Annotated in this window: 32 protein-coding genes; 22 read left to right on the top strand and 10 right to left on the bottom strand. The window is 71.8% G+C overall.

Going from position 1 to position 26183, the window contains the following annotated elements; translation table 11 throughout:
• Positions 1–2 precede the first annotated feature (2 nt).
• Genes ACFOYX_RS20570 through ACFOYX_RS20560 form a run of 3 tightly spaced genes read right to left on the bottom strand, consistent with a single transcriptional unit; the run spans position 3 to position 3114 of the window.
• Positions 3–1004: an ABC transporter permease gene (locus ACFOYX_RS20570; protein WP_109801770.1), complete on the bottom strand. Its 1002-nt coding sequence runs from the start codon at positions 1002–1004 to the stop codon at positions 3–5.
• The gene (locus ACFOYX_RS20565) at positions 1001–2062 is read right to left on the bottom strand and encodes a dipeptide ABC transporter ATP-binding protein (RefSeq protein ID WP_322440370.1); all 1062 of its coding nucleotides are present in this window, start codon (positions 2060–2062) and stop codon (positions 1001–1003) included. The genes ACFOYX_RS20570 and ACFOYX_RS20565 overlap by 4 nt, the downstream gene beginning before the upstream one ends.
• On the bottom strand, positions 2059–3114 hold the full coding sequence (locus ACFOYX_RS20560; protein ID WP_322440403.1) for an ABC transporter ATP-binding protein: 1056 nt from the start codon (positions 3112–3114) through the stop codon (positions 2059–2061). Before ACFOYX_RS20560 ends, ACFOYX_RS20565 begins: the two co-directional genes overlap by 4 nt.
• A 285-nt stretch (positions 3115–3399) precedes the next feature.
• Between ACFOYX_RS20560 and ACFOYX_RS20555 the strand changes: the two genes are divergently transcribed.
• The 6 genes from ACFOYX_RS20555 to ACFOYX_RS20530 all read left to right on the top strand — a co-directional run bounded on the left by ACFOYX_RS20555 (position 3400) and on the right by ACFOYX_RS20530 (position 10936).
• The gene (locus ACFOYX_RS20555; RefSeq protein ID WP_322440369.1) at positions 3400–3948 is read left to right on the top strand and encodes a Uma2 family endonuclease; all 549 of its coding nucleotides are present in this window, start codon (positions 3400–3402) and stop codon (positions 3946–3948) included.
• 33 nt (positions 3949–3981) lie between these two features.
• Positions 3982–5418: a TldD/PmbA family protein gene (locus ACFOYX_RS20550; protein ID WP_322440368.1), complete on the top strand. Its 1437-nt coding sequence runs from the start codon at positions 3982–3984 to the stop codon at positions 5416–5418.
• 35 nt (positions 5419–5453) lie between these two features.
• Entirely contained in the window at positions 5454–6845 is a 1392-nt protein-coding gene (locus ACFOYX_RS20545; RefSeq protein WP_322440402.1) for a metallopeptidase TldD-related protein, read from the top strand.
• Between the two features lie 254 nt (positions 6846–7099).
• Positions 7100–7906 carry a hypothetical protein gene (locus ACFOYX_RS20540; protein ID WP_109801766.1) on the top strand — a complete coding sequence of 269 codons (807 nt, stop codon included), beginning with the start codon at positions 7100–7102 and terminating at the stop codon, positions 7904–7906.
• 11 nt (positions 7907–7917) lie between these two features.
• On the top strand, positions 7918–9828 hold the full coding sequence (locus ACFOYX_RS20535; RefSeq protein ID WP_322440367.1) for a fumarate reductase/succinate dehydrogenase flavoprotein subunit: 1911 nt from the start codon (positions 7918–7920) through the stop codon (positions 9826–9828).
• A gap of 4 nt (positions 9829–9832) precedes the next feature.
• The gene (locus tag ACFOYX_RS20530; RefSeq protein ID WP_322440366.1) at positions 9833–10936 is read left to right on the top strand and encodes a succinate dehydrogenase/fumarate reductase iron-sulfur subunit; all 1104 of its coding nucleotides are present in this window, start codon (positions 9833–9835) and stop codon (positions 10934–10936) included.
• Positions 10937–11021: 85 nt separating this feature from the next.
• Here the strand turns inward: ACFOYX_RS20530 and ACFOYX_RS20525 are convergent, their stop codons facing one another.
• Entirely contained in the window at positions 11022–11462 is a 441-nt protein-coding gene (locus ACFOYX_RS20525; RefSeq protein WP_322440365.1) for a (deoxy)nucleoside triphosphate pyrophosphohydrolase, read from the bottom strand.
• A gap of 184 nt (positions 11463–11646) precedes the next feature.
• On the opposite strand from ACFOYX_RS20525, the gene ACFOYX_RS20520 reads away from it, so the two are divergent.
• From ACFOYX_RS20520 to ACFOYX_RS20510, 3 genes are all read left to right on the top strand, one after another.
• Entirely contained in the window at positions 11647–11961 is a 315-nt protein-coding gene (locus ACFOYX_RS20520; RefSeq protein WP_109801762.1) for a 4a-hydroxytetrahydrobiopterin dehydratase, read from the top strand.
• A 102-nt stretch (positions 11962–12063) separates the two neighbouring features.
• Positions 12064–12426: a PH domain-containing protein gene (locus tag ACFOYX_RS20515; RefSeq protein WP_109801761.1), complete on the top strand. Its 363-nt coding sequence runs from the start codon at positions 12064–12066 to the stop codon at positions 12424–12426.
• Positions 12427–12444: 18 nt separating this feature from the next.
• Positions 12445–13236 (top strand): class I SAM-dependent methyltransferase, encoded by a 792-nt coding sequence (locus ACFOYX_RS20510; protein ID WP_322440364.1) that lies wholly within the window; start codon positions 12445–12447, stop codon positions 13234–13236.
• Positions 13237–13254: 18 nt separating this feature from the next.
• Here ACFOYX_RS20510 and ACFOYX_RS20505 read toward each other — a convergent pair whose 3' ends face one another.
• The 3 genes from ACFOYX_RS20505 to ACFOYX_RS20495 form a co-directional block, all read right to left on the bottom strand.
• A complete protein-coding gene (locus tag ACFOYX_RS20505) occupies positions 13255–13710 on the bottom strand; it encodes a hypothetical protein (RefSeq protein WP_322440363.1) in 456 nt (151 codons plus the stop codon).
• A gap of 70 nt (positions 13711–13780) precedes the next feature.
• Positions 13781–14038, bottom strand: a complete 258-nt coding sequence (locus tag ACFOYX_RS20500; protein ID WP_322440362.1) for a hypothetical protein — start codon at positions 14036–14038, stop codon at positions 13781–13783.
• A complete protein-coding gene (locus tag ACFOYX_RS20495) occupies positions 14038–14349 on the bottom strand; it encodes a DivIVA domain-containing protein (RefSeq protein WP_322440361.1) in 312 nt (103 codons plus the stop codon). The genes ACFOYX_RS20500 and ACFOYX_RS20495 overlap by 1 nt, the downstream gene beginning before the upstream one ends.
• Before the next feature lie 241 nt (positions 14350–14590).
• On the opposite strand from ACFOYX_RS20495, the gene ACFOYX_RS20490 reads away from it, so the two are divergent.
• The 5 genes from ACFOYX_RS20490 (at position 14591) to ACFOYX_RS20470 (ending at position 18037) form a co-directional block, all read left to right on the top strand.
• Positions 14591–15013, top strand: a complete 423-nt coding sequence (locus ACFOYX_RS20490; RefSeq protein WP_322440360.1) for a GntR family transcriptional regulator — start codon at positions 14591–14593, stop codon at positions 15011–15013.
• A 239-nt stretch (positions 15014–15252) separates the two neighbouring features.
• Entirely contained in the window at positions 15253–15501 is a 249-nt protein-coding gene (locus ACFOYX_RS20485) for a hypothetical protein (RefSeq protein WP_322440359.1), read from the top strand.
• Between the two features lie 136 nt (positions 15502–15637).
• Positions 15638–15835: a hypothetical protein gene (locus ACFOYX_RS20480; protein ID WP_322440358.1), complete on the top strand. Its 198-nt coding sequence runs from the start codon at positions 15638–15640 to the stop codon at positions 15833–15835.
• Between the two features lie 226 nt (positions 15836–16061).
• On the top strand, positions 16062–16685 hold the full coding sequence (locus ACFOYX_RS20475; protein WP_322440357.1) for a GNAT family N-acetyltransferase: 624 nt from the start codon (positions 16062–16064) through the stop codon (positions 16683–16685).
• A 179-nt stretch (positions 16686–16864) separates the two neighbouring features.
• A complete protein-coding gene (locus ACFOYX_RS20470; RefSeq protein ID WP_322440356.1) occupies positions 16865–18037 on the top strand; it encodes a low temperature requirement protein A in 1173 nt (390 codons plus the stop codon).
• Between the two features lie 123 nt (positions 18038–18160).
• Here the strand turns inward: ACFOYX_RS20470 and ychF are convergent, their stop codons facing one another.
• Entirely contained in the window at positions 18161–19246 is a 1086-nt protein-coding gene (ychF, locus tag ACFOYX_RS20465; protein WP_322440355.1) for a redox-regulated ATPase YchF, read from the bottom strand.
• 164 nt (positions 19247–19410) lie between these two features.
• On the opposite strand from ychF, the gene ACFOYX_RS20460 reads away from it, so the two are divergent.
• From ACFOYX_RS20460 to ACFOYX_RS20435, 6 genes are read left to right on the top strand one after another with little or no spacing between them, the layout of a single operon-like run.
• Positions 19411–19839 carry a YbaB/EbfC family nucleoid-associated protein gene (locus ACFOYX_RS20460; protein WP_322440354.1) on the top strand — a complete coding sequence of 143 codons (429 nt, stop codon included), beginning with the start codon at positions 19411–19413 and terminating at the stop codon, positions 19837–19839.
• Complete coding sequence (locus ACFOYX_RS20455; protein ID WP_109801754.1) at positions 19836–20153, top strand: hypothetical protein; 318 nt, start codon at positions 19836–19838, stop codon at positions 20151–20153. The genes ACFOYX_RS20460 and ACFOYX_RS20455 overlap by 4 nt, the downstream gene beginning before the upstream one ends.
• Positions 20154–20159: 6 nt before the next feature.
• Complete coding sequence (locus ACFOYX_RS20450) at positions 20160–20651, top strand: hypothetical protein (RefSeq protein WP_322440353.1); 492 nt, start codon at positions 20160–20162, stop codon at positions 20649–20651.
• Positions 20648–21214, top strand: coding sequence for an exonuclease (locus ACFOYX_RS20445; protein WP_322440352.1), 567 nt, complete (start codon positions 20648–20650; stop codon positions 21212–21214). The genes ACFOYX_RS20450 and ACFOYX_RS20445 overlap by 4 nt, the downstream gene beginning before the upstream one ends.
• Entirely contained in the window at positions 21211–21762 is a 552-nt protein-coding gene (locus ACFOYX_RS20440; RefSeq protein ID WP_322440351.1) for a nucleotidyltransferase domain-containing protein, read from the top strand. The genes ACFOYX_RS20445 and ACFOYX_RS20440 overlap by 4 nt, the downstream gene beginning before the upstream one ends.
• A gap of 28 nt (positions 21763–21790) precedes the next feature.
• Positions 21791–22138, top strand: coding sequence for a hypothetical protein (locus ACFOYX_RS20435; protein ID WP_109801750.1), 348 nt, complete (start codon positions 21791–21793; stop codon positions 22136–22138).
• Here the strand turns inward: ACFOYX_RS20435 and ACFOYX_RS20430 are convergent.
• Complete coding sequence (locus ACFOYX_RS20430) at positions 22135–22869, bottom strand: peptidase E (RefSeq protein ID WP_322440350.1); 735 nt, start codon at positions 22867–22869, stop codon at positions 22135–22137. The genes ACFOYX_RS20435 and ACFOYX_RS20430 overlap by 4 nt on opposite strands.
• Before the next feature lie 146 nt (positions 22870–23015).
• A complete protein-coding gene (locus ACFOYX_RS20425) occupies positions 23016–23474 on the bottom strand; it encodes a hypothetical protein (RefSeq protein ID WP_322440349.1) in 459 nt (152 codons plus the stop codon).
• Between the two features lie 684 nt (positions 23475–24158).
• Between ACFOYX_RS20425 and ACFOYX_RS20420 the strand changes: the two genes are divergently transcribed.
• Entirely contained in the window at positions 24159–25664 is a 1506-nt protein-coding gene (locus ACFOYX_RS20420; RefSeq protein ID WP_322440348.1) for an AlkA N-terminal domain-containing protein, read from the top strand.
• A complete protein-coding gene (locus ACFOYX_RS20415) occupies positions 25661–26173 on the top strand; it encodes a methylated-DNA--[protein]-cysteine S-methyltransferase (protein ID WP_322440347.1) in 513 nt (170 codons plus the stop codon). Before ACFOYX_RS20420 ends, ACFOYX_RS20415 begins: the two co-directional genes overlap by 4 nt.
• Positions 26174–26183: the final 10 nt, after the last annotated feature.

Here is a 26183-nt window from a genome sequence, read left to right as displayed (position 1 = left end):
CCTTACCGTGACGACTTCGGGTCGAGCGCGTCGCGGAGCGCATCGCCGAAGAGGTTGAACGCCAGCACGAGCGCGAAGATCGTGATGCCGGGGAAGAAGACGTAGGCCGGGTCGGTCTGCAGGTAGTCGATGCTGCGGTAGATCATCCGGCCGAAGCTCGGCACCGACTCGGGAAGTCCGATGCCGAGGAAGGACAGCGCGGCCTCGCCGGTCACGTACGCCGGCACCGCGAGCGAGAACGAGACCAGGATCGGGGCCCAGATGTTCGGCAGCAGTTGCCGGAAGAGCATGTGTCCCAGCCCGGCCCCGCTGGCCCGGGCCGCCTCCACGAACTCCCGCTCGCGCAGCGACACCACCTGTCCGCGTACCAGCCGGGCGGTGCCGGTCCAGCCGAACGCGGCGAAGACCACGATCAGCGTGGTGACCGCGAACCAGGTCGGCACCGCGTCCCGGGGGCCGTAGAAGCGCAGCGAGAACGTCGGCACCACGGCCAGCGCGAAGACGAGGAACGGCATCGCCAGGGCGACGTCGGTGACCCAACCGATCACCGAGTCGATCACCCCGCCGAGGTAACCGGCGAGGATCCCGAGCACCACCCCGATCGTCGCGGTGACCAGCGCGGCGCCGAGCGCGATCAGCAGCGAGGTGCGGATACCGAAGATCATCCGGATGAAGATGTCCCGGCCCAGGCCCGGTTCGAGCCCGAACCAGTGGTCGGCGTTGACCCCGCCGACGTAACCGAGGGGCATGCCGGTGGTGTCCAGCAGGTCACCGAACTGCTCGTTCGGCGACACCCCGTAGAGCCGCTGGACCAGTGGCGCCGCCACCGCCAGCAGGACGAACAGGGCCAGCACCACACCGCTGACCAGCGCGGTACGGTCGCGCCGCAGCCGGCTCCAGACCAGTTGGCCCGGTGAGCGACCGACGAGGGACTTCTCCTCGGGACCCGTGCCGGTGGACTCGATCTCGGCCAGTGCCACGCCCTCGACCGGGGACATGCTCATTTCGACACCTCCTCGGCGGTCTCGCCGACCGGCCCGGCCGAACTCGCGCCGGCCCGCGCGGGGTCCGGGCTCGCGCTCGGGCTGATCGTTCCCGTCTCCGGGAAATGACAGGCGGTGGCCTGGTTGCCGCCGCGCGGCACCAGTGCCGGTTCCTCGGTCGCGCACCGCTCCTGCGCCTTCCAGCAGCGGGTGCGGAAGCGGCAGCCCGACGGCGGGTTGAGCGGGGTGGGCACGTCGCCGGTGAGCCGGATCCGGCCGGCCGGGCCGAGGGTGGTCACGTCGGGGATCGCCGACAGCAGCGCCCGGGTGTAGGGGTGCTGCGGGCGCTGGTAGATGTCGTCGCGGTCACCGATCTCGACGATCTTGCCGAGGTACATGACGGCGACTCGGTGGCAGAAGTGCCGGACCACGGCCAGGTCGTGGGCGATGAACACGAACGCCAGGTCCAGGTCGCGTTGCAGATCCCGCAGCAGGTTGATCACCTGCGCCTGGATCGACACGTCCAGGGCGGAGACCGGCTCGTCGGCGACGATCAGCTTCGGCCGCAACGCCAGGGCGCGGGCGATGCCGATGCGCTGGCGCTGCCCGCCGGAGAACTCGTGCGGGTACCGGTTGTAGTGCTCCGGGTTCAACCCCACGAGTTCCAGCAGCTCCTGGACCCGCTGCTTCACGCCGCCGGGCGGGGTGATGCCGTTGACCTGCAACGGCATGGCCACGATCCGGCCGACCGTGTGCCGGGGGTTCAACGACGCGTACGGGTCCTGGAAGATGATCTGCAGGTCCTGCCGCAACGGCCGCAACTCGCCCCGCCGGGCGTGGGTGATGTCCCGCCCCGCGAACTCGATACTGCCGGCCGTCGGCTCCAGCAACCGCACCAGCATCCGCCCGGTGGTGGTCTTCCCACAGCCGGACTCCCCGACCAGGCCCAGGGTCTCCCCGGGCCGGACGTCGAAGTCCAGGCCGTCGACCGCCCGCACCAACCCGGTGGTGCGGAAGCCACCGCGCACCGGGAAGTGCTTCGCCAGACCTCGCACCCGCAGCAGCGGCTCCTCGCTCATCGCGCCACCCCCACCTGTGCCACGTCCTCCTGGTAGAGCCGGGTGCGCTCCTCGGCCGGCAGGTGGCAGGCGACCAGGTGCCCGTCCTCCCCGGCCGGGCGCAACTCGGGCACCTCGGTGGTCGACCGGTTGCCGTTGCGGCCGGCGTAGCGGCAGCGCGGGTGGAACGCGCACCCCGACGGCAGATTGATCAACGACGGCGGATTGCCCGGAATCGGCACCAGGTCCGCGTCCGCGTCACCGCGCAACGACGGCACGCTCGACAGCAACCCCCACGTGTACGGATGCTGCGGCCGCCGCAACACCTGCGCCACACTCCCGTGTTCCACCGCCCGACCGCCGTACATCACCAACACGTCGTCGGCCACCTGCGACACCACACCCAGGTCATGGGTGATCAGAATGATCGCCGAATGGAACTCCGCCTGCAGATCAGCCAGCAGATCCAGGATCTGCGCCTGCACCGTCACGTCCAGCGCCGTCGTCGGCTCGTCCGCGATCAACAGATCCGGATCGTTGACCAGGGCCATTGCGATCATCGCCCGCTGCCGCATGCCACCCGAGAACTCGTGCGGGTACTGGTCGAACCGCCGCGCCGGCTGCGGAATCCCCACCCGCCCGAGCATGTCCACCGCCCGCTGCCGGGCCTCCCGCTTCCCCGCCTTCGGGTGGTGCACCCGGTACGCCTCGGCGATCTGCCTGCCCACCGTGTAGTACGGGTGCAGGGCCGACAACGGGTCCTGGAAGATCATCGCCATGTCCCGGCCGCGCAGCCGGCGTACCTCCTCCTCCGGCAGGCCGACCAGCTGGCGGCCGCCGACGAAGATCTCGCCGGTGATACTGGCGCGCTTGGCGTTGTGCAGGCCGAGGACGGCCAGGGAGGTGACGCTCTTGCCCGAGCCGGACTCGCCGACGATGCCGAGCGTGCGGCCCCGCTCGACCGCGAACGACACCCCGTCGACCGCGCGCACCACGCCGTCCTCGGTGTCGAACCGGACCCGCAGGTCGTTCACCCGCAGGTAGGGCCCCTCGCTGGAGCGCTGCTCCGGCATTTCGGGGCGGTCCGGTTCCCCGGACGGCGCCGACTCCGACCTGCCCACGACCGCCTCCCTCAGTAGTGAAGAGAACCTACAGCAAAGTCCTGAGGGCGAAAATAAGCTACAAGGCGGGAGCTGTCAGCGGGGCTCAGCGTAACGACTCGGCATCGGCCATGAACAGCCCTCACCTGGACATTCACCGCCACAACTCGATGTCGTCCCGCGTCGGTCGCACGTCGGGTGCGACCATGGTCGGGGTAACCACGTGAAGATTCCCGCCGACACGAGGTGGAGGTGACCATGACCGCGGCGGTGTTCGGCCACGACGGACCGTGGACCGAAGAGGAGTACCTCGCCCTCGGCGAGATGCAGCAACGCGTCGAACTCTTCGACGGGAGCCTCCACGTGACCCCAGCCCCCACCCCACGGCACCAGAACATCTCCGGCGAGTTGCGGGCGGCACTGCGCCTCCCCGCGCGCGCGGCCGGGTTGCACGTGCTCGAAGCGGTCAACGTACGGCTCCGGCCCGGCCGCATCCCGATTCCCGATCTCGTCATCACCGGCCCCATCGACTTCGACGAGCTCAACGTCGAGGCCAGGGACGTGCGGCTGGTCTGCGAGATCATCTCGCCCAGCAACGCGGCCACCGACAAGGTGCTCAAGATGCACTACTACGCCGCCGCGGGCATCGAATGCTATCTGTTGATCGAGCAGGAGACCGGCACCGTGCATCTCCACCGTCGGCACCACAGCCACTACAAGGAGCAGTCGGTGACCAAGCCCGGCCAGGTCCTGGAGCTGACCGAGCCGGTGCGGGCGACGATCCGGCCGGAGGATCTCGTCCCCTGACGGATGTCGGTCGGCTCGCCTAGGGTCGGTCGCATGACCGAGTTCGACGCGGCGACCGCCGCCGTCCAGGCCGCCCTCGACGCGGGCGCCCGGTACGCGGACGCCCGGGTGATGCACCGCCGCTACGAGTCGATGTCGGCCCGCAACGGCGACATCGAGGAGCTGACCCAGGACGAGAGCAACGGGCTGGGCGTCCGGGCGCTGGTCGGGTCGAGTTGGGGCTTCCACGCCGTACCGGACCTGTCGGACGCGGCGGCCCGGGACGCCGGCCGGCGCGCCGCGCGGATAGCCGCCGCGAGCGCGCGGGTCCCCGGCCCGCCCATCGACCTGGTCCCCGTCGAGGCGACCACCGCGAGCTGGGCCTCGGACTGTGCCGTCGACCCGCTCGGCGTGCCCCTGTCGGACAAGGGCGACCTGCTGGTGCGGGCCACCGCGACGATGCGGGAGCACGGCGCCGACCTGGCCGAGGGGCTCTACCAGATCTGGGACACCGCCAAGTGGTTCGTCTCCAGCGAGGGGCACCGGATCGACCAGCGGATCCGGGAGTGCGGCGGCGGCATCTCGGCCACCTCCATCGGCGACGGGGAGACGCAGCGCCGCTCCTACCCCAGCTACCGGGGCCAGTACGGCACCACCGGCTGGGAGCTGGTCACCTCGCTCGACCTGGCCGCGCACGCCGCCCGGATCGCCGAGGAGTCCCGGGCGCTGCTCACCGCACCCGAGTGCCCGAGCGGCGAGACCGACCTGATCCTCGGCGGCGAGCAGCTCGCGCTGCAGATCCACGAGTCGGTCGGGCACGCGATCGAGCTGGACCGGATCCTCGGCTGGGAGGCCGCCTTCGCCGGCACGTCCTGGCTGGACCTGGCCCAGCTCGGCACGCTGCGCTACGGCTCGGAGCTGATGAACGTCACCATCGACCCGGCGCTGCCCGGCGCACTCGGCAGCTTCGGCTACGACGACGAGGGCTCCCCGGCGGTGAAGCGGGACGCGGTCCGCGAGGGGCGGTGGGTGGGCGTGCTCGCCGGCCGGGACTCGGCCGCCGTCGCCGGTCTCGACCACGGCGGCAGCGTACGCGCCGACGGCTGGGCCCGGCTGCCGATGGTGCGGATGACCAACGTCGGCCTGGAGCCCGGCCCGCACACGCTCGATGAGATCATCGCCGCCACCGACGACGGGGTGCTGATGGACCTCAACCGTTCCTGGTCGATCGACGACAAGCGGCTCAACTTCCAGTTCGGCTGCGAGATCGGTTGGGAGGTGAAGAAGGGCCGGCGCGGGCGGATGCTGCGCAACCCGACGTACACCGGGATCGGCCCGCTCTTCTGGCGGTCGATGGACATGCTCTCCAGCGAGATCGTCCCGTGGGGCACGCCGAACTGCGGCAAGGGTCAACCCGGCCAGACCGGCCACACCGGCCACCCGGCCGCCCCGGCCCGGTTCCGCAACGTCCGGGTGGGGGTGCGGGCGTGAACGACCACTCGGCCGACCGGCAGAAGGGTGCGGGAGTGACCGAGCTGGACGTCGCCGGTCAGGTGGTGGAGCTGGTCCGCCGGCTCGCCGGGCCACAGGCGCAGGCCGAGGTGGTGGCGAACCGGTTCGAGCTGGCGCTGACCCGGTTCGCCAACTCCTTCATCCACCAGAACGTCGCCGAGTCGGCGATCGGGGTCCGGCTGCGGCTGCACGTCGACGGCCGGACCGCCGCCGGCAGCGGCAGCGTGGCCACCCCCGACGGGCTGCGCGCCCTGGTGGAGCGGACGCTGACCGCGGCGCGGCTCGGCCCGCCCGACCCGGCCTGGCCGGGGCTGATCCCGCCGTCGGCGGTGCCGCCGGCCGGCGACTGGGACGAGGCCACCGCGCACGCCGACCCCGACGAGCGCGCCGCCCGGGTACGCGCCTTCGTGGACGCGGTCGGCGGGCTGGAGGCGGCCGGCTACTGCCGTACGACGCACCGGTCCGGGGCGTTCGCCAATTCCGCCGGTCACAGCGCCCGCGGACGCTCCACCGAGGCGGCGATGGACGGGATCGCGCGGACCGGCGGGGCGGACGGGGTGGCCCGGCTCTGCGCCGACCGCCTCGCCGACCTCGACGGCGCCGCCCTCGGCGCCCGGGCGGCCGCCAAGGCGCGCGCCGCCGCCGACCCGGTGGAGCTGCCGCCGGGCCGGTACGAGGTGGTGCTCGAACCGGCCGCCGTCGCCGACCTGTTGCAGAACCTGGCGTGGTACGGCTTCAACGGCAAGCGGTACTTGGAGCGGCAGTCCTTCGCCGAGCCGGGCGTCGCCCAGTTCGACCCCGCGGTGACCCTGGTCGACGACCCGCTGCACGGCTCGGCCCTCCCGTACGACCCGGAGGGGACCGCCCGGCGGGCGCTGACCCTGGTGGACGGGGGCATCACCCGGGCCGTGGCACACGATCGGCGCAGCGGCGCGCAGGCGGGCACCGGTTCCACCGGTCACGGCGGCCCGGGCAGCACCACGTTCGGCCCGCTCCCCCACAACCTCCGCCTCCTCGCCACGCATGGCGACGGCGGGCCGGCCGCCGGCGTCCCGGTCGCGGACGTCGGCGCGGTGGCCGACCCGGACACCGCCGCGCTGGTCGCCGGGGTGAAGCGGGGGCTGCTGGTCAGCGACTTCTGGTACACCCGGGTGCTCGACCCGAAGCGCCTGGTGATCACCGGCCTGACCCGCAACGGGGTCTGGCTGGTCGAGGACGGCGTGCCGACCCGGGCGGTCCGCGACTTCCGCTTCACCGAGTCGTACCCGCGGGCGCTCGGCCCGGGCGCGGTGCTCGGCCTCGGCCGGCGGCCGGTGCGGCAACCGGACCGGGTGGACGGCGTGTGGTGGGAGGCGCCGCCGGTGCGCCTGGCCGCCTGGAACTTCACCGGCGGCGCCTCGGGCTGACCACGCCGGACGATCTTTCCTAACAGCCGGACATCGATCGTGCTCCGGCTCTTTCCAAGCTGGGGGACACACGGGACACTGCGTTGCGCGGCCCGGCCGCGAAGATCGGCGTAACGTGTGTCACTTAGCTGCGCCGGTACGCCGGTGCGGTCGCCTGCGTGCGCAAGACGTGGCAGTGGACGCGGTCTCGCCGGTCCGCTGACCGGTACGACTGATCCGCCGCCCGCGAGGGCCCCGTCAGGGAGACGACTCGAATGACATCAACGGCAACGAGGCCGCGGGGGGCGCGGGCACGCGCCGCGATCGCGGCGAAGACGTTGCGGACCGACCGCTGGTGGTTCCAGCCACTGATCACCGTCATCGGGCTCAGCGCCTGGGTCGCGTACGCGACGGTCCGGGTTTTCATGCACAAGTGGTACTGGGTGGACGCGTACCACTACCTGACCCCGTTCTACTCCCCGTGCGTGACGGACCGGTGCGTCGAGGGCTCCTCGCACTTCGGCAGCTTCCTGCCCGGCTGGTGGATCATCCCGGACGCGGCGTTGACCCTGCCGTTCCTGCTGCTGTTCCGGTTGACCTGCTACTACTACCGCAAGGCGTACTACCGGTCGTTCTGGCTGTCGCCGCCGGCCTGCGCCGTCCCCGACGGGCACGAGTCGTACGGCGGGGAGACCCGGTTCCCGCTGCTCGGCCAGAACCTGCACCGCTACTTCTTCTACGCCGCCGCGATCATCTCGCTGATCAACACGTACGACGCGATCTACGCCTTCCACTCGCCGAAGGGCTTCGGCTTCGGCTTCGGCAACCTGATCCTGCTGGCCAACGTGGTGATGCTCTGGGCGTACACCATCTCCTGCCACTCCTGCCGGCACATCATCGGCGGGCGACTCAAGCACTTCTCCAAGCACCCGGTGCGGTACAAGGCCTGGACGTTCATCTCCTGGCTGAACGTCCGGCACATGCAGCTCGCCTGGATCACCCTCGGCACCCTGGCGCTCACCGACTTCTACGTCATGGCGGTGGGGGCCGGCTGGTTCAACGACCTGCGGTTCATCAACTAGAGGCCCTGGACATGACTGAGACGCGAATCGAACGACACCACTACGACGTCGTCGTGATCGGGGCCGGCGGCGCCGGCCTGCGGGCGGCGATCGAGGCCCGACTGGCCGGCAAGAAGACGGCGATCATCTCCAAGTCGCTCTTCGGCAAGGCCCACACCGTGATGGCCGAGGGCGGCGCGGCAGCCGCGATGGGGAACGTGAACAGCCGGGACGACTGGCAGGTGCACTTCCGCGACACCATGCGCGGCGGCAAGTTCCTCAACAACTTCCGGATGGCCGAGCTGCACGCGAAGGAGTCGCCGCAGCGGATCTGGGAGCTGGAGACGTACGGGGCGCTCTTCGACCGCACCAAGGACGGGAAGATCTCGCAGCGCAACTTCGGTGGCCACGAGTACCCCCGCCTGGCGCACGTCGGTGACCGGACCGGCCTGGAGCTGATCCGTACCCTCCAGCAGAAGATCGTCTCCCTGCAGCAGGAGGACAAGCGCGACCTCGGCGACTACGAGGCCCGGATCAAGGTCTTCGCCGAGACCACCATCACCGAGCTGCTGCTCGACGGCGAGCGGGTGGCCGGCGCGTTCGGCTACTACCGGGAGTCCGGCGAGTTCATCCTGTTCGAGGCACCCGCGGTGGTCCTCGCCACCGGCGGCGTCGGAAGGTCCTACAAGGTCACCTCGAACTCCTGGGAGTACACGGGAGACGGTCACGCTCTCGCCCTGCGCGCCGGGGCCACTCTGATCAACATGGAGTTCCTCCAGTTCCACCCGACCGGCATGGTCTGGCCCGTGTCGGTGAAGGGCATCCTGGTCACCGAGTCGGTGCGTGGCGACGGCGGCGTGCTGAAGAACTCCGACGGCAAACGGTTCATGTTCGACTACGTCCCCGACGTCTTCCGCAAGCAGTACGCGGAGACCGAGGAGGAAGCGGACCGCTGGTACGAGGACCCGGACCACAACCGACGTCCGCCGGAGCTGCTCCCCCGCGACGAGGTCGCCCGCGCGATCAACAGCGAGGTCAAGGCCGGTCGCGGTACGCCGGCCGGCGGCGTCTACCTGGACATCGCCTCCCGGCTGCCGGCCGAGGAGATCCGCCGCCGGCTGCCGTCGATGTACCACCAGTTCAAGGAGCTGGCCGACGTCGACATCACCAGGGAGCCGATGGAGGTCGGCCCGACCTGTCACTACGTGATGGGTGGCGTCGAGGTGGACCCGGACAGCGGTGCCGCGTTCGGCGCCGTGCGCGGGCTCTTCGCCGCCGGTGAGGTCTCCGGCGGCATGCACGGCTCGAACCGGCTCGGCGGCAACTCGCTGTCCGACCTGCTGGTCTTCGGCAAGCGGGCGGGCGGCCACGCCGCCTCGTACGCCGACCAGTTGACCTCGCGCCCGAAGGTGCCGGTCGCGGCCGTGGAGACCGCGGTGGAGACGGCGCTGGCGCCGCTGCAGCGGGACACCGGGGAGAGCCCGTACACCCTCCAGCAGGACCTCCAGGCGGTGATGGGGGATCTGGTCGGCATCATCCGGCGGGAGGGTGAGCTGGTCGACGCGTTGGGCAGGCTGGCGGAGCTGCGCGAGCGGGTGGCGAAGGTGAGCGCGGCCGGCGGCCGGCGCTACAACCCGGGCTGGCACCTGGCGCTGGACCTCCGCAACATGCTGGTGGTCTCGGAGTGCACCGCGAAGGCGGCGCTGGAGCGGCAGGAGTCGCGCGGCGGGCACACCCGGGAGGACCACCCGGCGATGGACCCGAAGTGGCGGCGGGTCAACCTGGTCTGCTCGCTGGACGGCGACACGGTCCGGCTGACCCACAAGCCGCTGCCGAAGATGCGGGGCGAGCTGATCAGCCTCTTCGACCGTGCCGAGCTGTCCAAGTACCTGACCGACGAGGAGCTCGCCGAGTTCGACGCCCTCGCGCAGAAGGAGAGCTGACGAAATGGGTGAGCAGAAATCCCAGGCGGCCGGCAAGCCGGGCGCGAAGCGACAGTTCCGCATCTGGCGGGGCGACGAGACCGGCGGCGACCTGCAGGACTACACGGTCGAGGTGAACGAGGGCGAGGTGGTCCTCGACGTCATCCACCGGCTCCAGGCCACCGACGCGCCCGACCTGGCCTGCCGGTGGAACTGCAAGGCCGGCAAGTGCGGCTCCTGCTCGATGGAGATCAACGGCAAGCCGCGGCTGAGCTGCATGACCCGGATGTCGACGTTCGAGGAGACCGAGACGGTCACCGTCACGCCGCTGCGGACCTTCCCCGTCATCCGGGACCTGGTCACGGACGTCTCGTTCAACTACGAGAAGGCCCGGGAGACCCCGGCCTTCGCGCCGCCGGCCGACGTCGCCCCGGGCGACTACCGGATGCAGCAGGTGGACGTCGAGCGCTCGCAGGAGTTCCGCAAGTGCATCGAGTGCTTCCTGTGCCAGAACGTCTGCCACGTGATCCGCGACCACGAGGAGAACAAGCAGGCGTTCTCCGGTCCGCGGTTCTTCATCCGGGCCGCGGAGCTGGACATGCACCCGCTCGACGCGAAGACCGACCGCAAGGAGTACGCGCAGGCCGAGCAGGGTCTGGGCTTCTGCAACATCACCAAGTGCTGCACCGAGGTCTGTCCCGAGCACATCAAGATCACGGACAACGGGATCATCCCCATGAAGGAGCGGTTCGTCGACCGCAGGTACGATCCCCTCGTGTGGCTTGGTAGCAAGATCTTCCGGAGGGGTCAGGTGCCTCAGACCTTCGTAACCAGCGCGCAGCAGAGCGGCGCGGCGCATTCCGCTGCCGCCCATGGCGGCGTGCACTCGCACGCGGGCGGCTCGCACGACCCGCGCCATGAGGCGGAGGCGCAGAAGGGCGTCAACTGGCACCGCCAGGTGCCGCACCCGACCGCCGCGCCCGTCGACGCCAACGGCAGGCTGCCGCTGACGGAGCTGACCTTCGACCGGGCGGCGGCGCCGTCGCCGTTCGGCGACGACGTCACCTTCCCGCTGCCGCCCGAGCACCTCAACTTCGCTCACCCGAGCCAGGACGAGCCGAAGCACTGAGCACGACGACAACAACGAAGACGGGGGCCGCGGCGACTTGCCGCCGGCCCCCGTCCCGTTTTCGCCTCCGTGTCCGCTTCCGCGGTCAGCCGGCGGCGAGCAGTGGGCGGAGGGCGGCGACGATCGGGGCGTCGGCGGGGAGCCAGGCGACGGAGTCGAGTTCGCTGGCGGTGAGCCAGCGCAGCTCGGAGTGTTCCAGCGCCTTCGGTTGGTCGCCGTGGAGCAGCCGGGCCGTGTACACCTTGAGCACCGAGCGACCGTGCGCCATCCGGACGTCGCGGCCGACCCGGTCGCCGATCTCCACGCGTACGGCGAGTTCCTCGACGCACTCCCGAACCAGGGCGGCGGTCTCGCTCTCGCCCGGCTCGACCTTGCCGCCGGGGAACTCCCACCGGCCGGCGACCTCGGGGGGCGCGGAGCGCGCGCAGGCCAGGACCCGCCCGTCGGCGATGATCGCCGCTCCGACGACCACCTTCGGCTCGCGCCGGTCGGGCTGCCCGTATCCGCTTACCCGTTCGGTCCGCACGGGCGTCCAGCGTGCCAGATCAATCGGCGGTTTGGGTACCGGAGTCGGCCGTCAGGCCAACAGAACACGGAAGTGTGGGCGTGGACACACCATGTGTGCGACGACAGACTAGAGGTCGTCTACGAGGACACGGGATGGCGGCGATTTGGCCACAAGCCGGCAACGACGCCTGGGAGGTGCGGTGATGCGTGTGCTGTTCAGCGGCCGAGCAAAGCACGACTACCTCAGCGACGCGCTCACCCTGCTGTCCGGGTGGACCCGCGAGGGCGAGCAGATCCGCCGGACCATGGTCCTCGACGACACCCAGCACGCGGCCCTGACCGAACGGGTCAAGGTGGTGGCCGACGCGCTGCGCCTGCGCCCCGAGATCAGCCGCCGCGCCGACCAGACCCAGATCCGGGTCGGGCACGGCGACGGCGAGCCGCTGACCGAGGGCGAGGTCCTGCTGGCCGCCCGCATCGAGGACGCCTTCCGCGCGGTCACCGACATCCGCTCCTGACCCACCAGGTCATTCCGGAGCCCCGCCGCGAATCCGTCGATGCGCGGCGGGGCTCCTCTGCTGTCCGCCGGCTGTTGGCGCACCCTGCCTACCGTGGGACGCATGGTGAACGCGACGTACGACCGTAAGGAACAGTTCCAGCAGATCCAGAGTGGGCTCCTGGACGGCGAACAGATCATCGCCGTCTACGACGCGGTGGGCACGGGCACCGGCTTCATCGGCCTGACCGATCGCCGGGTGATCATCCAGGACCGGTCGTTCGTCGGTAAGCGGCACGCCATCACCAGCATCCCGTACTCGAAGATCACCAGCGTCAGCGTGGTCAGCAACAAGTCGTGGGGCGGGTCGTTCTTCTCCACCGGCGCGATCGCCATCCACGTCGGTACGCACACCTACGAGGTCGAGTTCCGGGGCGCGCAGAAGAGCCACCACGTGCACAACGTGATCCTGCACCACATCTCCTGACCCCTATCCTGATCAGTCATGGCGGATCTCCACGCGCAGCGGCGGCAGGACGCCGACCGCGTCATGGCCGACGTGGACCACTGCATGGTCCGGTGCCTCGCGGCCGTCTACGACGCGGAGAACCGGTGGGGCCGCGACGACGACTTCTTTCTCACGGCGGTCGACCAGACCCCGGCGGCGCGGGTGCTCGACCTCGGCTGCGGCACGGGCCGCCTCGCCCTGGCGCTGGCCGCCGCCGGCCACACCGTCACCGGCGTCGATCCGCACCGCGCGTCCCTCGACGCCGCCCGGGCCAAGCCGGGCGCCGACCGGATCACCTGGATCGAGGGCACCGCCGAGGTCCTGCCGGACGCGGCGTACGACGTCGCGGTGCTGACCAGCCACGTGGCGCAGGAGATCCGCGCGGAGGACGACTGGCGGCGGACGCTCGCCCACCTGCGCCGGGCGCTGGTGCCCGGCGGCCGGCTGGTCTTCGACTCCCGCGACCCGGCGGCCCGCCGGTGGGAGCGCTGGAACCCCCGGGACTCCCGGCGCCGCCTGACGCTGCCGAACGGCACGGTGGTCGACGCCTGGACCGAGCTGACCGAGGTACGCGCCGGCCTGGTCAGCTTCGTTCACCACTACCTCCTGCCCGACGGCGACGAGCTGCGCAGCCCGGGGACGTTGCGCTTCCGGACCGAGGCGGAACTGCGGACGGCCCTGGCCGCCGCCGGCTTCGCGGTCGAGCGGATCCACGGCGGATGGGGCCGGGAGCCGGTGGGCGCGAACGACGACGGAGAACTGATCGTCATGGCCCGCGCCGCCGACTGACCGGGCCGGCGGGCGGCGTCAGCGGCGGTAGGTTAGCTCGAAGTCGAGCGTCCAGTCGACGCCGTCGGCGGACTTCTCCCAGCGGCCGTCGATCGTGTCGCCGTCGGCGCTCAGGGTGCCGGTGAAGCGCTGGTGGAAACCGGGCGCGTCCCGCCGGATCCGCCACACCCGGTCGGCGAACGTCATCCGGTAGACCCGGTGCACGCCCCGCGCGTCGGCGTACAGCATGGTGAACTCGTCGGCGGAGTCGTCCAGGCCGATCAGCGCCGTGGTGGGGAACGGGGCGTTCTCCCGCCAGGCCTGCGGCGCGGTGTCCGGCACCGGCTCGGCGTCCGTGACCTGACGCAGGAACTGGCCGTCCTCGACCCAGTCGATGTCCGTCCACCCGGTGCCGAGGCCCTCGACCTTCGGCTGCACGGTCCACCGCCCGACGAGCACGTCGAGCCGCGCGAGCGCGGCATGCCGCTCCTTCATCCCTCTACCTCCTCCGACGTCGATGGACTCACGCTAGCGGCGGGCCCCGACAACAGCCGGGATTGCCCGGTCAACGGACCAGGCGGCGGGCGCACGGCCCGTCGTGGTCGGCGCGGAGGAGGCAGCGCCGGCCGCCGGGCAGCAACAGGTCACAGAAGACCCGATGCCGTACACCCTGGTCGTCCTCGGCCGACACGGTGGTCTCCCCCGGGTCCGTCGAGGAGAGCAGAGTCGCCCAGCGGGCCACCACCCGGGCCAGCCGTACCGCGCCAACCAGGTCGCCGGCGGCCACCGGCAGGTGGATGACGAAACGCTTCCCTTCGACCATCAGCGGTACCGGCCGGCGTTGGCCCGCTGGGCCTGCTCGGACTGCCAGCGCCGGAGCGCGTCCTTGATCCGCGCCGTCTCCTGCCGGCTGTCGCCCAGTGCAAGGTAGGCGGCGAGGTCGCTGGCCACCCGGTCGAGGAACTCCTGCACCTCGGCCGGGTCGAGGCCGCGCCGGCCGAACCGGATTGGCCGGAACCGTCGCTCCCGCACCTGCCAGGGCGCCAGCGGGACGTACGTCGAGGAGCGGTAGCAGCTCGACGGCCCGCGCTCTGCCCGCCCGAGTCGGCGCGGTCTCCGGAAGAAGGCACGCATGATCGCCCCACCTCTCTTCGTACTCGGGATGGAGGGGGTGGCCCCACCCGCCCGCCGCGCGCGGGCGGGCCACCCCGGCCCCACCACCGCAACTCCAATCAGCGGTACGGCAGCAGGGCTGTTCAGCGACGTCAGCACATACGAGCGTTTCCACCCGGGCACCGAACGTCACTGCGACTATACGGGCAGGGGCTTAGGGGCACAACCAGACTTGCACACGGGGGAATGAGGCTTATGCGTCATGGCCATCGATCCGCGCTCGCACACGCCGGTCTACGTGCAGCTCGCCGACACACTTCGTGAGCAGATCGAGGCGGGAGAGCTGGCGCCAGGGTCAGCCTTGCCCAGCGAGGCGCGACTGACCCAGGAGTACGGGATCGGCCGTGAGGCGGTGCGGATGTCGATCTCGCTGCTGCGCTCCGAGGGACTGGTCACCACCGTGCGCGGACACGGCAGCTATATTCGGGAGACTCCACAGCGGCGGCAGGTCGAGGTGCCGCCGGGCGCGTCGGTCATCGCGCGGATGCCGAGTGGCGGCGAGCGCCGGTCGATGCAGCTCGACGAGGGCGTACCAATCCTTGAAGTCCGCGACCCGAAAGGCAACGTCGAGGTCCTGCCGGGCGACGAGGTGGAGCTGACCCGCCCCCTATCCGGCCGAGCTTGACCAGGCCGGACCCGGCTGGTGATGTGTGGGGCGGGCTCCGCCAGCGCACGGACGTCGGCGGTCTCCGGGTACAGCTCGCCGGGTGTCGGCGAAGGGCTATCGACGTGGCGACGCGTCCACGCTGAGTCATTGGCGTCATCAGCTTCGTAGCGCCGTGCGGCCGCATCCGCTCCCGCGACGCCCCATCCACCAGACCAGGCGGGCCACGCCCGGCCGCGGCGGTCTGGCAGACTCCGCCCGTGCCAGCCGAAACACCCTCGTGGACGATCCGACACTTCTCGCGGGCCAATCCGGCTGGCCCGGGGCAGGGCAGCGTCCCGGCGCTACTCCGGCGCATCGCCGACAGCATTGAGGCGTACGCCGGCATCGAGGTCCAAGACCTGGTCCTCCACAACGAGATCACCGCCGACGGCGATTGGTGGTCGGCCACCGTCTACTTCCACGATCCGTCCGACTCCAACGAGCCAGACACAGGGCCGGACGTCTAGCCTGAGGCGTGATCGAAGTCGGCAGCCGGACGAAGCCCTCACCGAACCGGACCATGACCGGGCCCGACCCTGGCTGCTGCTCCTCGACGACGAGCAGCGCCCGCGGATCTTCCGCGCCGAGAAGCCCCACCTCGTCGTGTGGTCCTCGCTCTGGCACAAGCGACCGGACGCGCTGGTGCGCCTCGACCTGCCGTCCGACGGCAGCGCCGGGACCGACCTGCGCTGGACGCTGTTCGTGGCGGAGCCGATGCCGGAACCGCCCCTGCTCGGTCACCTACGCAAGCGCCTCAACCAACTGATCAACGCGAACCTGCGGCACACCTTCGGCCAGTAGGACGGCTCAGGGTTGCAGGCGCTTGCGCATCTTGGGACGGATGGACCAGGGAGCCGTTCACCAGCGAGAGCCGCCAGCACGTCTCGGTGTGGGAGAAGTCCGCCGGGGACCGACTCCGCCGGGACCGGCGGCAGCCCCTGTTGACGTCCGCGCACCGGGTGGGCAACCTCATCGTCGTGGCCGGTCGCGGGGGCTCGGCCGAATCCGGAGGGACGGTGTGGCGGCGATGGCGGACACGACCGGGAAGGCCAAGGACGCCGTCATCTCCGTCGTGCCCGCCAACAAGGCGAGCTGGGAGGACCTGCAGGCCGTGTTCGGCACGCGCGGCGGCGCGGCCGAGTGCCAGTGCCAGTGGTTCCAGAGCACGCCCGCCGAGTGGCGGTCGCAGTCGGTCGAGGAACGCGCCCGGCGACTGCGCGAGGAGACCCGGTGCGGCCAGTCCCGGGCCCGCACGACGAGCGGCCTGGTCGCCTACCTCGACGGCGAGCCCGCGGGCTGGTGCGCCGTCCAGCCGCGCTCCGTCTACGCGCACCTGCTGGGCAGCCGGGTCGTCTGGTCCGGCCGCGACGAGGACCCGGCCGACGACAGCGTCTGGGCGGTGACCTGCTTCGTCAGCCGCGTGGGCTTCCGGCGACGCGGCGTCAGCGGCGCGCTCGCCGCCGCGGCCGTCGACTTCGTCCGGGAGCGCGGCGCCCGGGCCATCGAGGGCTACCCGATGATCACCGTGTGCGGCAAGGTGATCACCTGGGGCGAGCTCTACGTCGGGAGCCGCAGCATCTTCGACGACGCCGGGTTCACCGAAGTCACCAGACCGACACGCCGGCGCGTCGTGATGCGGATCGACTTCTAGGCGCGCGTACGCGTCGGACGGTCAGACGTTGAAGCGGAACTCAGAGCCCCGGCGTGCCTACCGGGGACTAGGTGAATGACGAGCGGCTTCTGTCGTCCCTGACTCGTTGAGTGGAGTGATCATCTCTACGAGAGGGAACGCCATGACCGCTCTGGGCACCTACGCCCGGCTGACGACTGATGGGTGAGCCGGGCCGCGAGCAGCGCGTACGCGAGGAAGCCACCTGGCGGCGGGCAACCTTCCTGGAGCTGTTCTTCGACCTTGTCTTCGTGTTCGCACTCAACCAGGTCAGTATGCGGCTCATCAACGACTTCACCACCGGGCACCGGCTCCTGTTCAGCGAGGCCGCCCCGACCTTCCTGCTGTTCCTGGCGCTCTGGATGCTGTGGGTCTCGACGGTTGTTTTGACCAGCCGAGTGGATCCGAATTCGTGGCCGGGTCAGATCGCGGTGTTCATGACGATGGCGGGCGGCGTGGTAATGGCCGTCGCGGTGGCGCAGGGGTTCGAGCAACGGGCTCTCGTCTTCGCAGCCGCCTACGTGGCGGCCCGGATAAGCCGTCAGCTGCTCAACGCGATCGTCCGCCCGGCGCAGCGAGCCCCTATCCCGCTGAAGGTCTCTATCGTCGTCGGCGCGGTGCCGTGGATCGTGGGTGCGCTAGTGGACGATTTGCTTCTCCGCGCCGTGCTCTGGGCCCTCGCGCTGGCCCTCGAGTACGGCGGGTTCGCGCTCGGGCTTGGACGAACGGTCGGCGTACCGGTTGCCGGCGAACACTTGGCCGAGCGGTTGCAGCAGTTCTTTTTGATCACGTTGGGTGAGGCCGTCTTCGTATCCGGCAAGGCACTGAGCGACAGCGACTTCGGCATCCCGCATGCTGCCGGGTTCGGGCTGGCGTTCGTCAGCATCGTGCTGCTCTGGCGAATCTATTTCTACCGGGCCGGCGCCGCCCTGCCCCTGGCCATCACCCGCGCCCGGAACCCGGACCGGCAGTCCGTGGCGGTCGCCGGGAGTCACCTGCTCATGATCGCCGGTGTCGTCCTTGCTGCTGTCGGCTTCGAGCTCGACATCATCGAGCCGCACGGCCGGCCCGAACCGCAGTGGCTCATCGCCATCCTCGGCGGACCTGCACTGTTCCTGGCTGGGCGAGCGCTTATTGAACTCCAGGTCTTCAGTCGGGTCTCCCGATCGAGGCTGGCCGGCCTGTTCACCCTCGGCCTCCTGATCCCGGCCACCTGGTACGCGCCACCGCTGACTACCGGTGCCGCCGCCGCGACCGTGCTGGCCGCAATCGCCGTTTGGGATGCGTGGCGCGCCCGAGGCCGGGAACTCGAGCCCCCCGCGCCGCGGATCTGACCCACCAGGGTCTTCCGGTCCTTCCCAGGGCGACCAACGGCTAGGCCCATCTAGCCGGAGCTGGGTTGTGCCCCCAGTGCGCCCCCAAGCGAGGGCACAACCTCCTGAGGGAACGGGCCGGATTCAGACGTTGAAGCGGAACTCCACCACGTCGCCGTCCTGCATGACGTACTCCTTGCCCTCGATCCGGACCCTGCCGGCGGCCTTCGCCGCCGCCATCGATCCGGCCGCGACCAGGTCGTCGTAGGAGACCACCTCGGCCTTGATGAAGCCGCGCTGGAAGTCGGAGTGGATGACCCCCGCGGCCTCCGGCGCGGTCGCGCCGACCGGGACGGTCCAGGCCCGCGCCTCCTTGGGCCCCGCCGTGAGGTACGTCTGGAGCCCGAGCGTGCGGAAGCCGACCCGGACGAGCTGGTTCAGGCCCGGCTCGTACTGGCCGATCGACTCCAGCAACTCGCGGGCCTCCTCCTCGGGCAGGTCCACCAGCTCCGACTCGATCTTGGCGTCCATGAAGACCGCCTCCGCCGGGGCGACCAGCGCCCGCAGCTCGTCGAGGAACTCGGCGTTGCCCAGCTCGGCCTCGTCCACGTTGAAGACGTAGAGGAACGGCTTGGTGGTGAGCAGGTGCAGCTCGCGCAGGTGCTCCAGCTCGATCTTGGCGGCGGCCGCGCCGGCGTACAGGGTGGTGCCGCCGTCGAGGACGTCGACGGCCTTCTTCGCGGCCTCGACCGCGGCGGCCCGGTCCTTGCGGAGCTTGGCTTCCTTCTCCAGCCGCGGCAGCGCCTTCTCCAGGGTCTGGAGGTCGGCCAGGATCAGCTCCGTGTTGATCGTCTCGATGTCGTCGGCCGGGGAGACCTTGCCGTCGACGTGCACCACGTTCGGGTCGGAGAAGGCGCGCACCACCTGGCAGATCGCCGAGGCGTCGCGGATGTTCGCCAGGAACGCGTTGCCCCGACCCTGCCCCTTCGAGGCGCCCCGGACCAGGCCGGCGATGTCGACGAACGACACCGGCGCCGGCAGCACCTTCTGCGAGGCGAAGATCTCCGCGAGCGTGCCCAGCCGCTCGTCGGGCAGCCCGACCACGCCGACGTTCGGCTCGATGGTGGCGAACGGGTAGTTCGCCGCGAGCACGTCGTTCTTGGTCAGCGCATTGAACAGGGTGCTCTTGCCGACGTTGGGCAGGCCGACGATCCCGATGGTGAGGCTCACGGGCGGCCAGTCTACGCGGCCCCCGACCTGGCCCTGCCGGCCGGCGTCCCGTCCGGTACGCGAACCGCCGGTCACCGCCCCCGCACGCGCTGTCAAGGACGGTCACCGCTACGTGGCGGGACGTTGCTACCCTCTTCGGTGCCGTAGGCCCGCGGGGAGGCGTTGTGGACCAGGTGACCGAATTCAACCGGTTGTTCGAGCAGAGCCGGCTCGTGCTCGCCTCGATGCGCGGAACAGCGGCCACGTCCGGGGCGGACGAGGCTGCCGAGCCGCTGCGGGCGGCGGGCACGGCGGCCGAGGGCCAGGTCGAGGTGGTGCTGGTCGGCCAGCGGGTCGAGTCGGTGCGGTTGGACCCGCGGGTGCTGCGGGCGGGCGCCGAACTGCTCGGCGAGTACGTCGCCCAGGCGGTCAACGCCGCCCTGGACGACCTGCGCCACCAGGCCGGGCAGGCCGGGGCGGAGCCGGCCGCGCTCGACCCGGCCGCCCTCGGCGAGACCCTCGGCCAGCTGCAGGACCAGTCGGTGCGGAGCATGTCGGCGATGAGCCAGGCGCTGACCGACGTGGTGCAGCGGATCCAGGAGGGGGGCCGGTGACCGGCGGATACGAGGTCCACCCGCCCGCGCTCCGCCAGGGTGGCAGCGAGCTGGCGGCGGTCGCCGAGCAGGTGGCCGCCCAGTGGGAGGCGTTGCAGGCCCGCACCGCGGCGATGGGCGACATCTTCGGCGACGACGACGTGGGCGGCCTGATCGGCATGTCGTACCAGGTGGCCGAGGAGATCGCGGGCGAGTGCCTGCGCTCCGTCGTCGAGGGGCTGCGCGGCTTCGGTGCGGGCCTCGGCGTGATGGCCGAGCGGTACGACCTGGCCGAGCAGGACAACCTCGCCAACTTCAGCAACCTGAGCTGGTAGGCGGCGATGGGCATCATGCTCCCCGGCGAACTGGCCGGGCTGCTCAACGAGCTGGGGTACACCTGGCCGAAGTCCGACGAGGCGCAACTGTTCGCGCTGGGCCAGATGTGGCTGGAGCTGGCCGGCTCGCTGCAGCGGACGGCGGCCGAGGGGGCGGCTACCGCGCAGCGGCTGCTCGACGGCAACTCCGGCGAGGCGATGGCCGCCTTCGGGAAGCGCTGGACGGCCGAGGGGTCCGCGATCACCGTGCTCCAGAAGGGCGCCACCGGAGCCCAGATGGTGGCGGCCACCCTCTTCGTCTGCGCCCTGATCGTGCTGGCCCTGAAGATCAACGTGATCGTCCAGCTGACCATCCTACTGATTCAGATCCTCCAGGCGGTCGTCACGGCGGGTCCCACCTTCGGCGCCTCGCTGTTGGAGATCCCGGTCTTCAAGAAGCTCACCGACGTGGTGCTCGGAATCCTCGTCGACCAGGCGATCGGGGTGGTGCTCGGATGACTTCCCCACTGCCGGAGCTTTACGTGGCGGTCGACGTGGAGGCGGACGGCCCGATCCCCGGGCCGTACAGCATGATCTCGCTGGGCATGGCCGTGGCGGGCCGGCCGGACCTCAGCTTCTACACCGAGCTGCGACCCATCTCGGACGACTTCGTGCCCGCCGCGCTGGCCGTCTCCGGCCTGGACCGGGACCGCCTGCTCCGCGAGGCGCCGACCGCCGAGGAGGCCATGTCGGCCGCCGCGAAGTGGGTCAACGGCCTGCGGACGATCGGGCGGCCGGTCTTCCTCGCCGCCCCCGCCGTGTGGGACGGCATGTTCGTGCACTGGTACTTCGTCCGGTTCGTCGGCCACAGCCCCTTCGGGGCGACGGGCTCCGGGGTGGACCTGCGCAGCTACTGGATGGGGCTGACCGGCAGCGAGTGGGTGCAGACCCGCAAGGGGAAGATCAAGCACGAGCTGGGCCTGTACGACGTGCCGCACACCCACCACGCCGGGGAGGACGCCGCCGAGCTCGCCCAGGTCTTCGACGCGGTGCTTCGGCACCGAACGGCGGGGCCGGCATGAGCGGCCGGCACGGCGTACCGGGCGGGGCGACCTCGGCCGCCCGGGGCATCATCGCCCGGGCCGCCCGGAGCATGATGCACCAGGCCGACGAGGTGGCGGGTGAGGCCGCCGAGTCGGCCGCCGCCCGGACGGCGCGGCGGATCCCGCAGGGCTTCACCGAGCGGCAGTGGACCCGGTTCGCCCGGGGCGCCCGGCAGACCCAGCGGCAGGCCGGACTGCCGGACGGCGACCTGGTCGCGCACGGCAGTCGGGTATGCGGCAGCGCCCGCACCGACTCGGACATCGACGTGGCGCTGATCGTCGACGACGACGCCTTCTTCGACCTGGCCGAGCGTTCCCTCGCCCGCGCGCCGGCCGGCACCCGGCTGCGCAGGACGATGCTGCGCCGGATCAACGAGAACGGTCAGCTCGCCAGCTTCGACCTCGGCACCGACTTCACCGCCCTGCGTCGCCAACTGATGGACGTGCACGTGCCGCACAAGGTGCAGTTCTCGGTGCTGCGGCGCGGCGGGAAGTTCGACAACGGCCCGTTCCTCCCGCTCGATTGAGCGGACCGGCATCTGGCAAGGTGACAGGGTGCAGACGACGTTGCAGTTCCTGATCATGGTGGACGGCCCGCTGGAATCGGCGGAGCTGCTGGACCGGATCCGCACTCGGCTGCCTGACGCGGTGCCCTACCGGCGAGACTCAGTGGACGTCCGGGGCAACCTGCTGGAGATCAACCCCAACGAGGGGGCCGACCCGCGGCTGGCCGCGAGCGACGAGGACGACTACCTCTACTTCCGGTGGCGGGTCGAGCTGACCCCGATGGACCGGACGGTGGACGAGGACCACCAGGTCACGCTGGCCCGGGAGCTGCTCCGGGCGATCGAGGGCCCGCAGGTGCGGGCCACCGTCTGCGCCGCCTTCGAGGACCGGGTCTAGCCGAGCAGCCGGGGCTCGATCCGGGTCTCCCGGACGCTGCCGTCCTCGGCCCGGCTCACCTCGTACGCCGCCACGCCCTCGCGGTCGGCGACCGCCTCGGCCAGGCGGATGCCCCGGTAGACCAGCCCCACCCCGTCGTCGGTGCAGTGGCTCACCGGGAGTGTGCCGTCACCGACCAGCTTGTGCATCAGCGGCCGGCGCTGCTCCTCGGCGTCGTAGTGCACCCCGTTGCCGTACGGCAGCCAGCCCAGCCCGTCGACGAAGGGCCGCAGGGTCGGGCCGAAGCTGTCGGTGGCGCCGCCGAGGTGCCAGCAGATCGACCCGGCGGAGACCCCGCCCAGCACCACGCCGGCCTGCCAGCACTCGTGCAGGATCTCGTCGAGGCCGTGTACCCGCCAGACCGCGCAGAGGTTGGCCACGCTGCCGCCGCCCACCCAGATGACGTCCTGGGCGAGCAGGTGGGCCCGCACGTCCTCGACGGTGGGCATCGGGAAGAGGGCCAGGTGGGACGGGCGGAACCGGGTGCCGGCGAACGCCCTGTAGAAGACGGTGAACGAGGTCGGCTGGTCGCCGACCGCCTGGTTGAGGTAGCAGATCCGGGGCGCGTCACCGGCCTGCGCCAGCTCGGCCATCAGCTCGAAGACCGGGCCGGGCCGCGCGTCGTACGGGCCGCGGTGCCGGCTGGAGAAGCCCATGCTGGTGGCGACGACGGTGGGTTCGCTGGCGGGCATGGTCGTCCTCCCGGTCGGCGGCTGGCGGGCACGATCATCCTCCGGTACGAGGGCCGGCCCGCGCAGCCCGCCCTCCGGTCCCCGTCGGCCGGGGCGGCCGGGGCGGCCGTGGCGGTCACCGCGATGGTGGTCGGCCAGCTGACCGGTCAGCCGGCGAGCAACCGACGCCAGTCGGGGGCGTCGCGGTCCGCCCGGTCGGCCAACGCACCCGGCGAAAGCTCCGCCGCCGCGGCGCGCGGCAGGACGAACCGGTGCACGGCGGCCGGGCCGGCCGCGTCCGACTCGTCGAGCATCCAGCGCACCTCGTCGACGGTCCAGCCCAGCCCCGCCCGGCCGGCGATCTCCCGGACCAGCCGCAGGCCCACCCGAGTGTCGTCGTCGTAGAAGCGCACACACCAGTGGTGCGCCCACATGCCCAGCGCGCGGAGCCCGGCCGCGTCCAGCGAACCGGCGAGCCGGCCGCAGGCGGTCTCCGGAAAGGCCCGCCCCGGGTCGTCGGCGCGGTCCCGCTCGATCGCGCCGTAGGCCGCCGGCGCCACCACCCGCATCCGGTCGCAGAAGCCCTGCACCACCGCGCGGTCCAGCCGGACCCGTCCGGACCGCATCAGCGGGCACCTCGCCCGGCCACGCTCGCCATCCCCCGCACCTTTTCTTGAGTTGGTGGCGGGACGGTACCGGCCACTACCGACACTTTCGGCCGGGAAATCGTTGCCGTGTCAGGGATAGCCGGCCTGAGCTGGGGCGTCTGTAACTGTGACAGTGAGAACGGGGAGGGTGGGTGGACGAGGACGAACGGGCCCGACTGGCCGACTTCGTGGCGAGCCGCACCCCGGCGACGCCGCTCCGCTGGCGATCGCGGCGAACGGCTCGGACGCTGCGCGCCCGGCCGCCCCGAGCGTCCCGCCGCGCCCGGCGACGCCGAGCCCGACCGGCACCCTCCCCTCGCTGCCACCGGCACCGAGCCCTACGCCCCCGACCGAACCGCCGCTGCCCAGCCCGTCAGCATCCGGCCGGCCCTGGCCGTCGGCCACCCCCAGCCCGGCCGGCCCGGCGGCGCCGGGGCCGCCGGCGGCCAGCCCCGCCGCCCCCGGCCCTCCGCCGCCTGGCCCAGCCCCGTCGGCACCCGCCCGGTGCCGTCACCCAGCCCGGCCAAGCCGTCGTCGCCGCCCAGCCCGTCACCCCGCTGACCGCGCGCCCGGCCGCGCCGCACGCGGTCTCCGCCGGGCTCCGCACGGCCAGGTCCGAATCCCGCCAGCCGTCGCCCCGAGCGGCGAGGCAGTATCGGTGGCGTGGAGTTGGACTTCGAACGGTGCTACCGGGCCGTGGACAGCCGTGACCAGCGGTTCGACGGCTGGTTCTACACCGGCGTGACCTCGACCGGGATCTACTGCCGGCCGTCCTGCCCGGCGACGACGCCGAAGCGGCAGAACGTCCGGTTCTTCCCGTCGGCCGCCGCGGCGCAGGGCGCCGGGTTGCGGGCCTGCCGCCGCTGCCGCCCCGACGCCGCGCCGGGCTCGCCACAGTGGGACGTCCGGGCCGACGTGGTCGGGCGGGCGATGCGGCTGATCGCCGACGGGGTGGTCGACCGGGACGGCGTACCGGGGTTGGCGGCCCGGCTGGGCTACACCGAGCGGCACCTGCACCGGATGCTCCGCGCCGAGCTGGGCGCCGGGCCGCTCGCGCTGGCCCGCGCCCAGCGCGCCCAGACCGCCCGGATCCTCATCGAGACCACCGGCCTGGGCATGGCCGAGATCGCGTTCGCCGCCGGGTTCGGCAGCGTCCGCCAGTTCAACGACACGGTCCGGGAGGTGTACGCGGCCGCCCCGTCCGAGCTGCGGGTCAGCCGGGGCGGCCGGCCGGCGGCGGGCGGGGCGGGCACGATCACGCTGCGGCTGGCGTACCGGCCGCCGTTGCACGCGGCGGCGCTGCTCGACTTCCTCGCGCTGCGGGCGCTGCCCGGCGTGGAGGAGGTCCGCGACGGGACGTACCGCCGGGGGTTGCGGCTGCCGCACGGGACCGGCGAGGTGTCGCTGACCCCGGCCGACGGGCACGTGTCCGCGACCCTGCGGCTGGCCGACATGCGTGACCTGGCCCCCGCGGTCGCCCGCTGCCGCCGCCTGCTCGACCTCGACGCCGACCCCACCGCCGTCGACGAGACCCTCGCCCACGATCCCGCCCTGGCGCCGGCGGTGCGGGCGGAACCGGGAGTCCGTCTCCCCCGCGCCGTCGACGGCTTCGAGATGGCGCTCCGCGCCATCGCCACCCAACAGGTCTCCCTCCAGTCCGCCCGAACCACCCTCACCCGCCTCCGCCAGGCAGCCACCCCCACCCCTGACCCCGCCGTCCACCCCGATGTTGCCGTCGAGCACGGCGTGTCGGGACAACAACTTCATGATCGACCCGAGTGGGGTGGGGCGCTGCGGGGGTTCCTCACGGCGGAGGAGGTGGTGGGGTTGCCGGATGGCGCCTTCCGGATGCCCGCCGTGCGGCGGGAGACGATCCGGGGGGTGGCGCGGGCGGTGGTGGACGGGGGGCTCGAGCTGGAGCCGGGCGGGGATCGGGAGGAGACCGTACGGCGGCTCACGGCGCTGCCCGGGATCGGGCCGTGGACCGCCGGCTACGTGGCCATGCGGGCCCTCGGCGACCCCGACGTCTTCCTCCCCACCGACCTCGCCGTACGCCGGGGCGCGGCCGCGCTCGGCCTGCCCACCGACCCGAAGACCCTCGATGCGTACGCGGACCGCTGGCGCCCCTGGCGGTCGTACGCGGTGATCCGACTCTGGAGAGCAGCATGACCATCCTGGACAGCAGCGTCATCGACACCCCCGCCGGCCCGCTGAGCATCCTGACCGGCCCCGACGGCGCGGTCCGCGCGGCCGGTTTCACCGCCGACCCGGCCGGCCTGCTGCCGCTGACCCACCCGGGCCTGCGCGGCGAACTGCGGGACCGGCCGGACCTCGGCCCGGTGACCGTGGCCGTCCGCTCCTACCTGGACGGTGACCTGACCGCGATCGACGCGGTGCCGGTGGAGCAGCACAGCGGGGGCGAGTTCATGAGCCACGCCTGGCAGGTGCTCCGCGAGGTGAAGCCGGGCGAGCCGGTGACGTACACCGGTTTCGCCGGGCTGGCCGGCCGCCCCGCGGCGGTCCGCGCCGCCGCGGCCGCCTGCGCCCGCAACGCCGCCGCGCTCTTCGTCCCCTGCCACCGGGTGCTGCGCACCGACGGGACACTCGGCGGCTACCGCTGGGGGTTGGACGTGAAGAAGTGGCTTCTCGGTCATGAGCGGCGGTTGACGGCAAGCTGACACCGGCACC

This window comes from Micromonospora sp. GCM10011541, assembly GCF_042650725.1.
Lineage (GTDB): Bacteria > Actinomycetota > Actinomycetes > Mycobacteriales > Micromonosporaceae > Micromonospora > Micromonospora sicca.
This window is presented reverse-complemented; position numbering and strand designations above follow the sequence as displayed.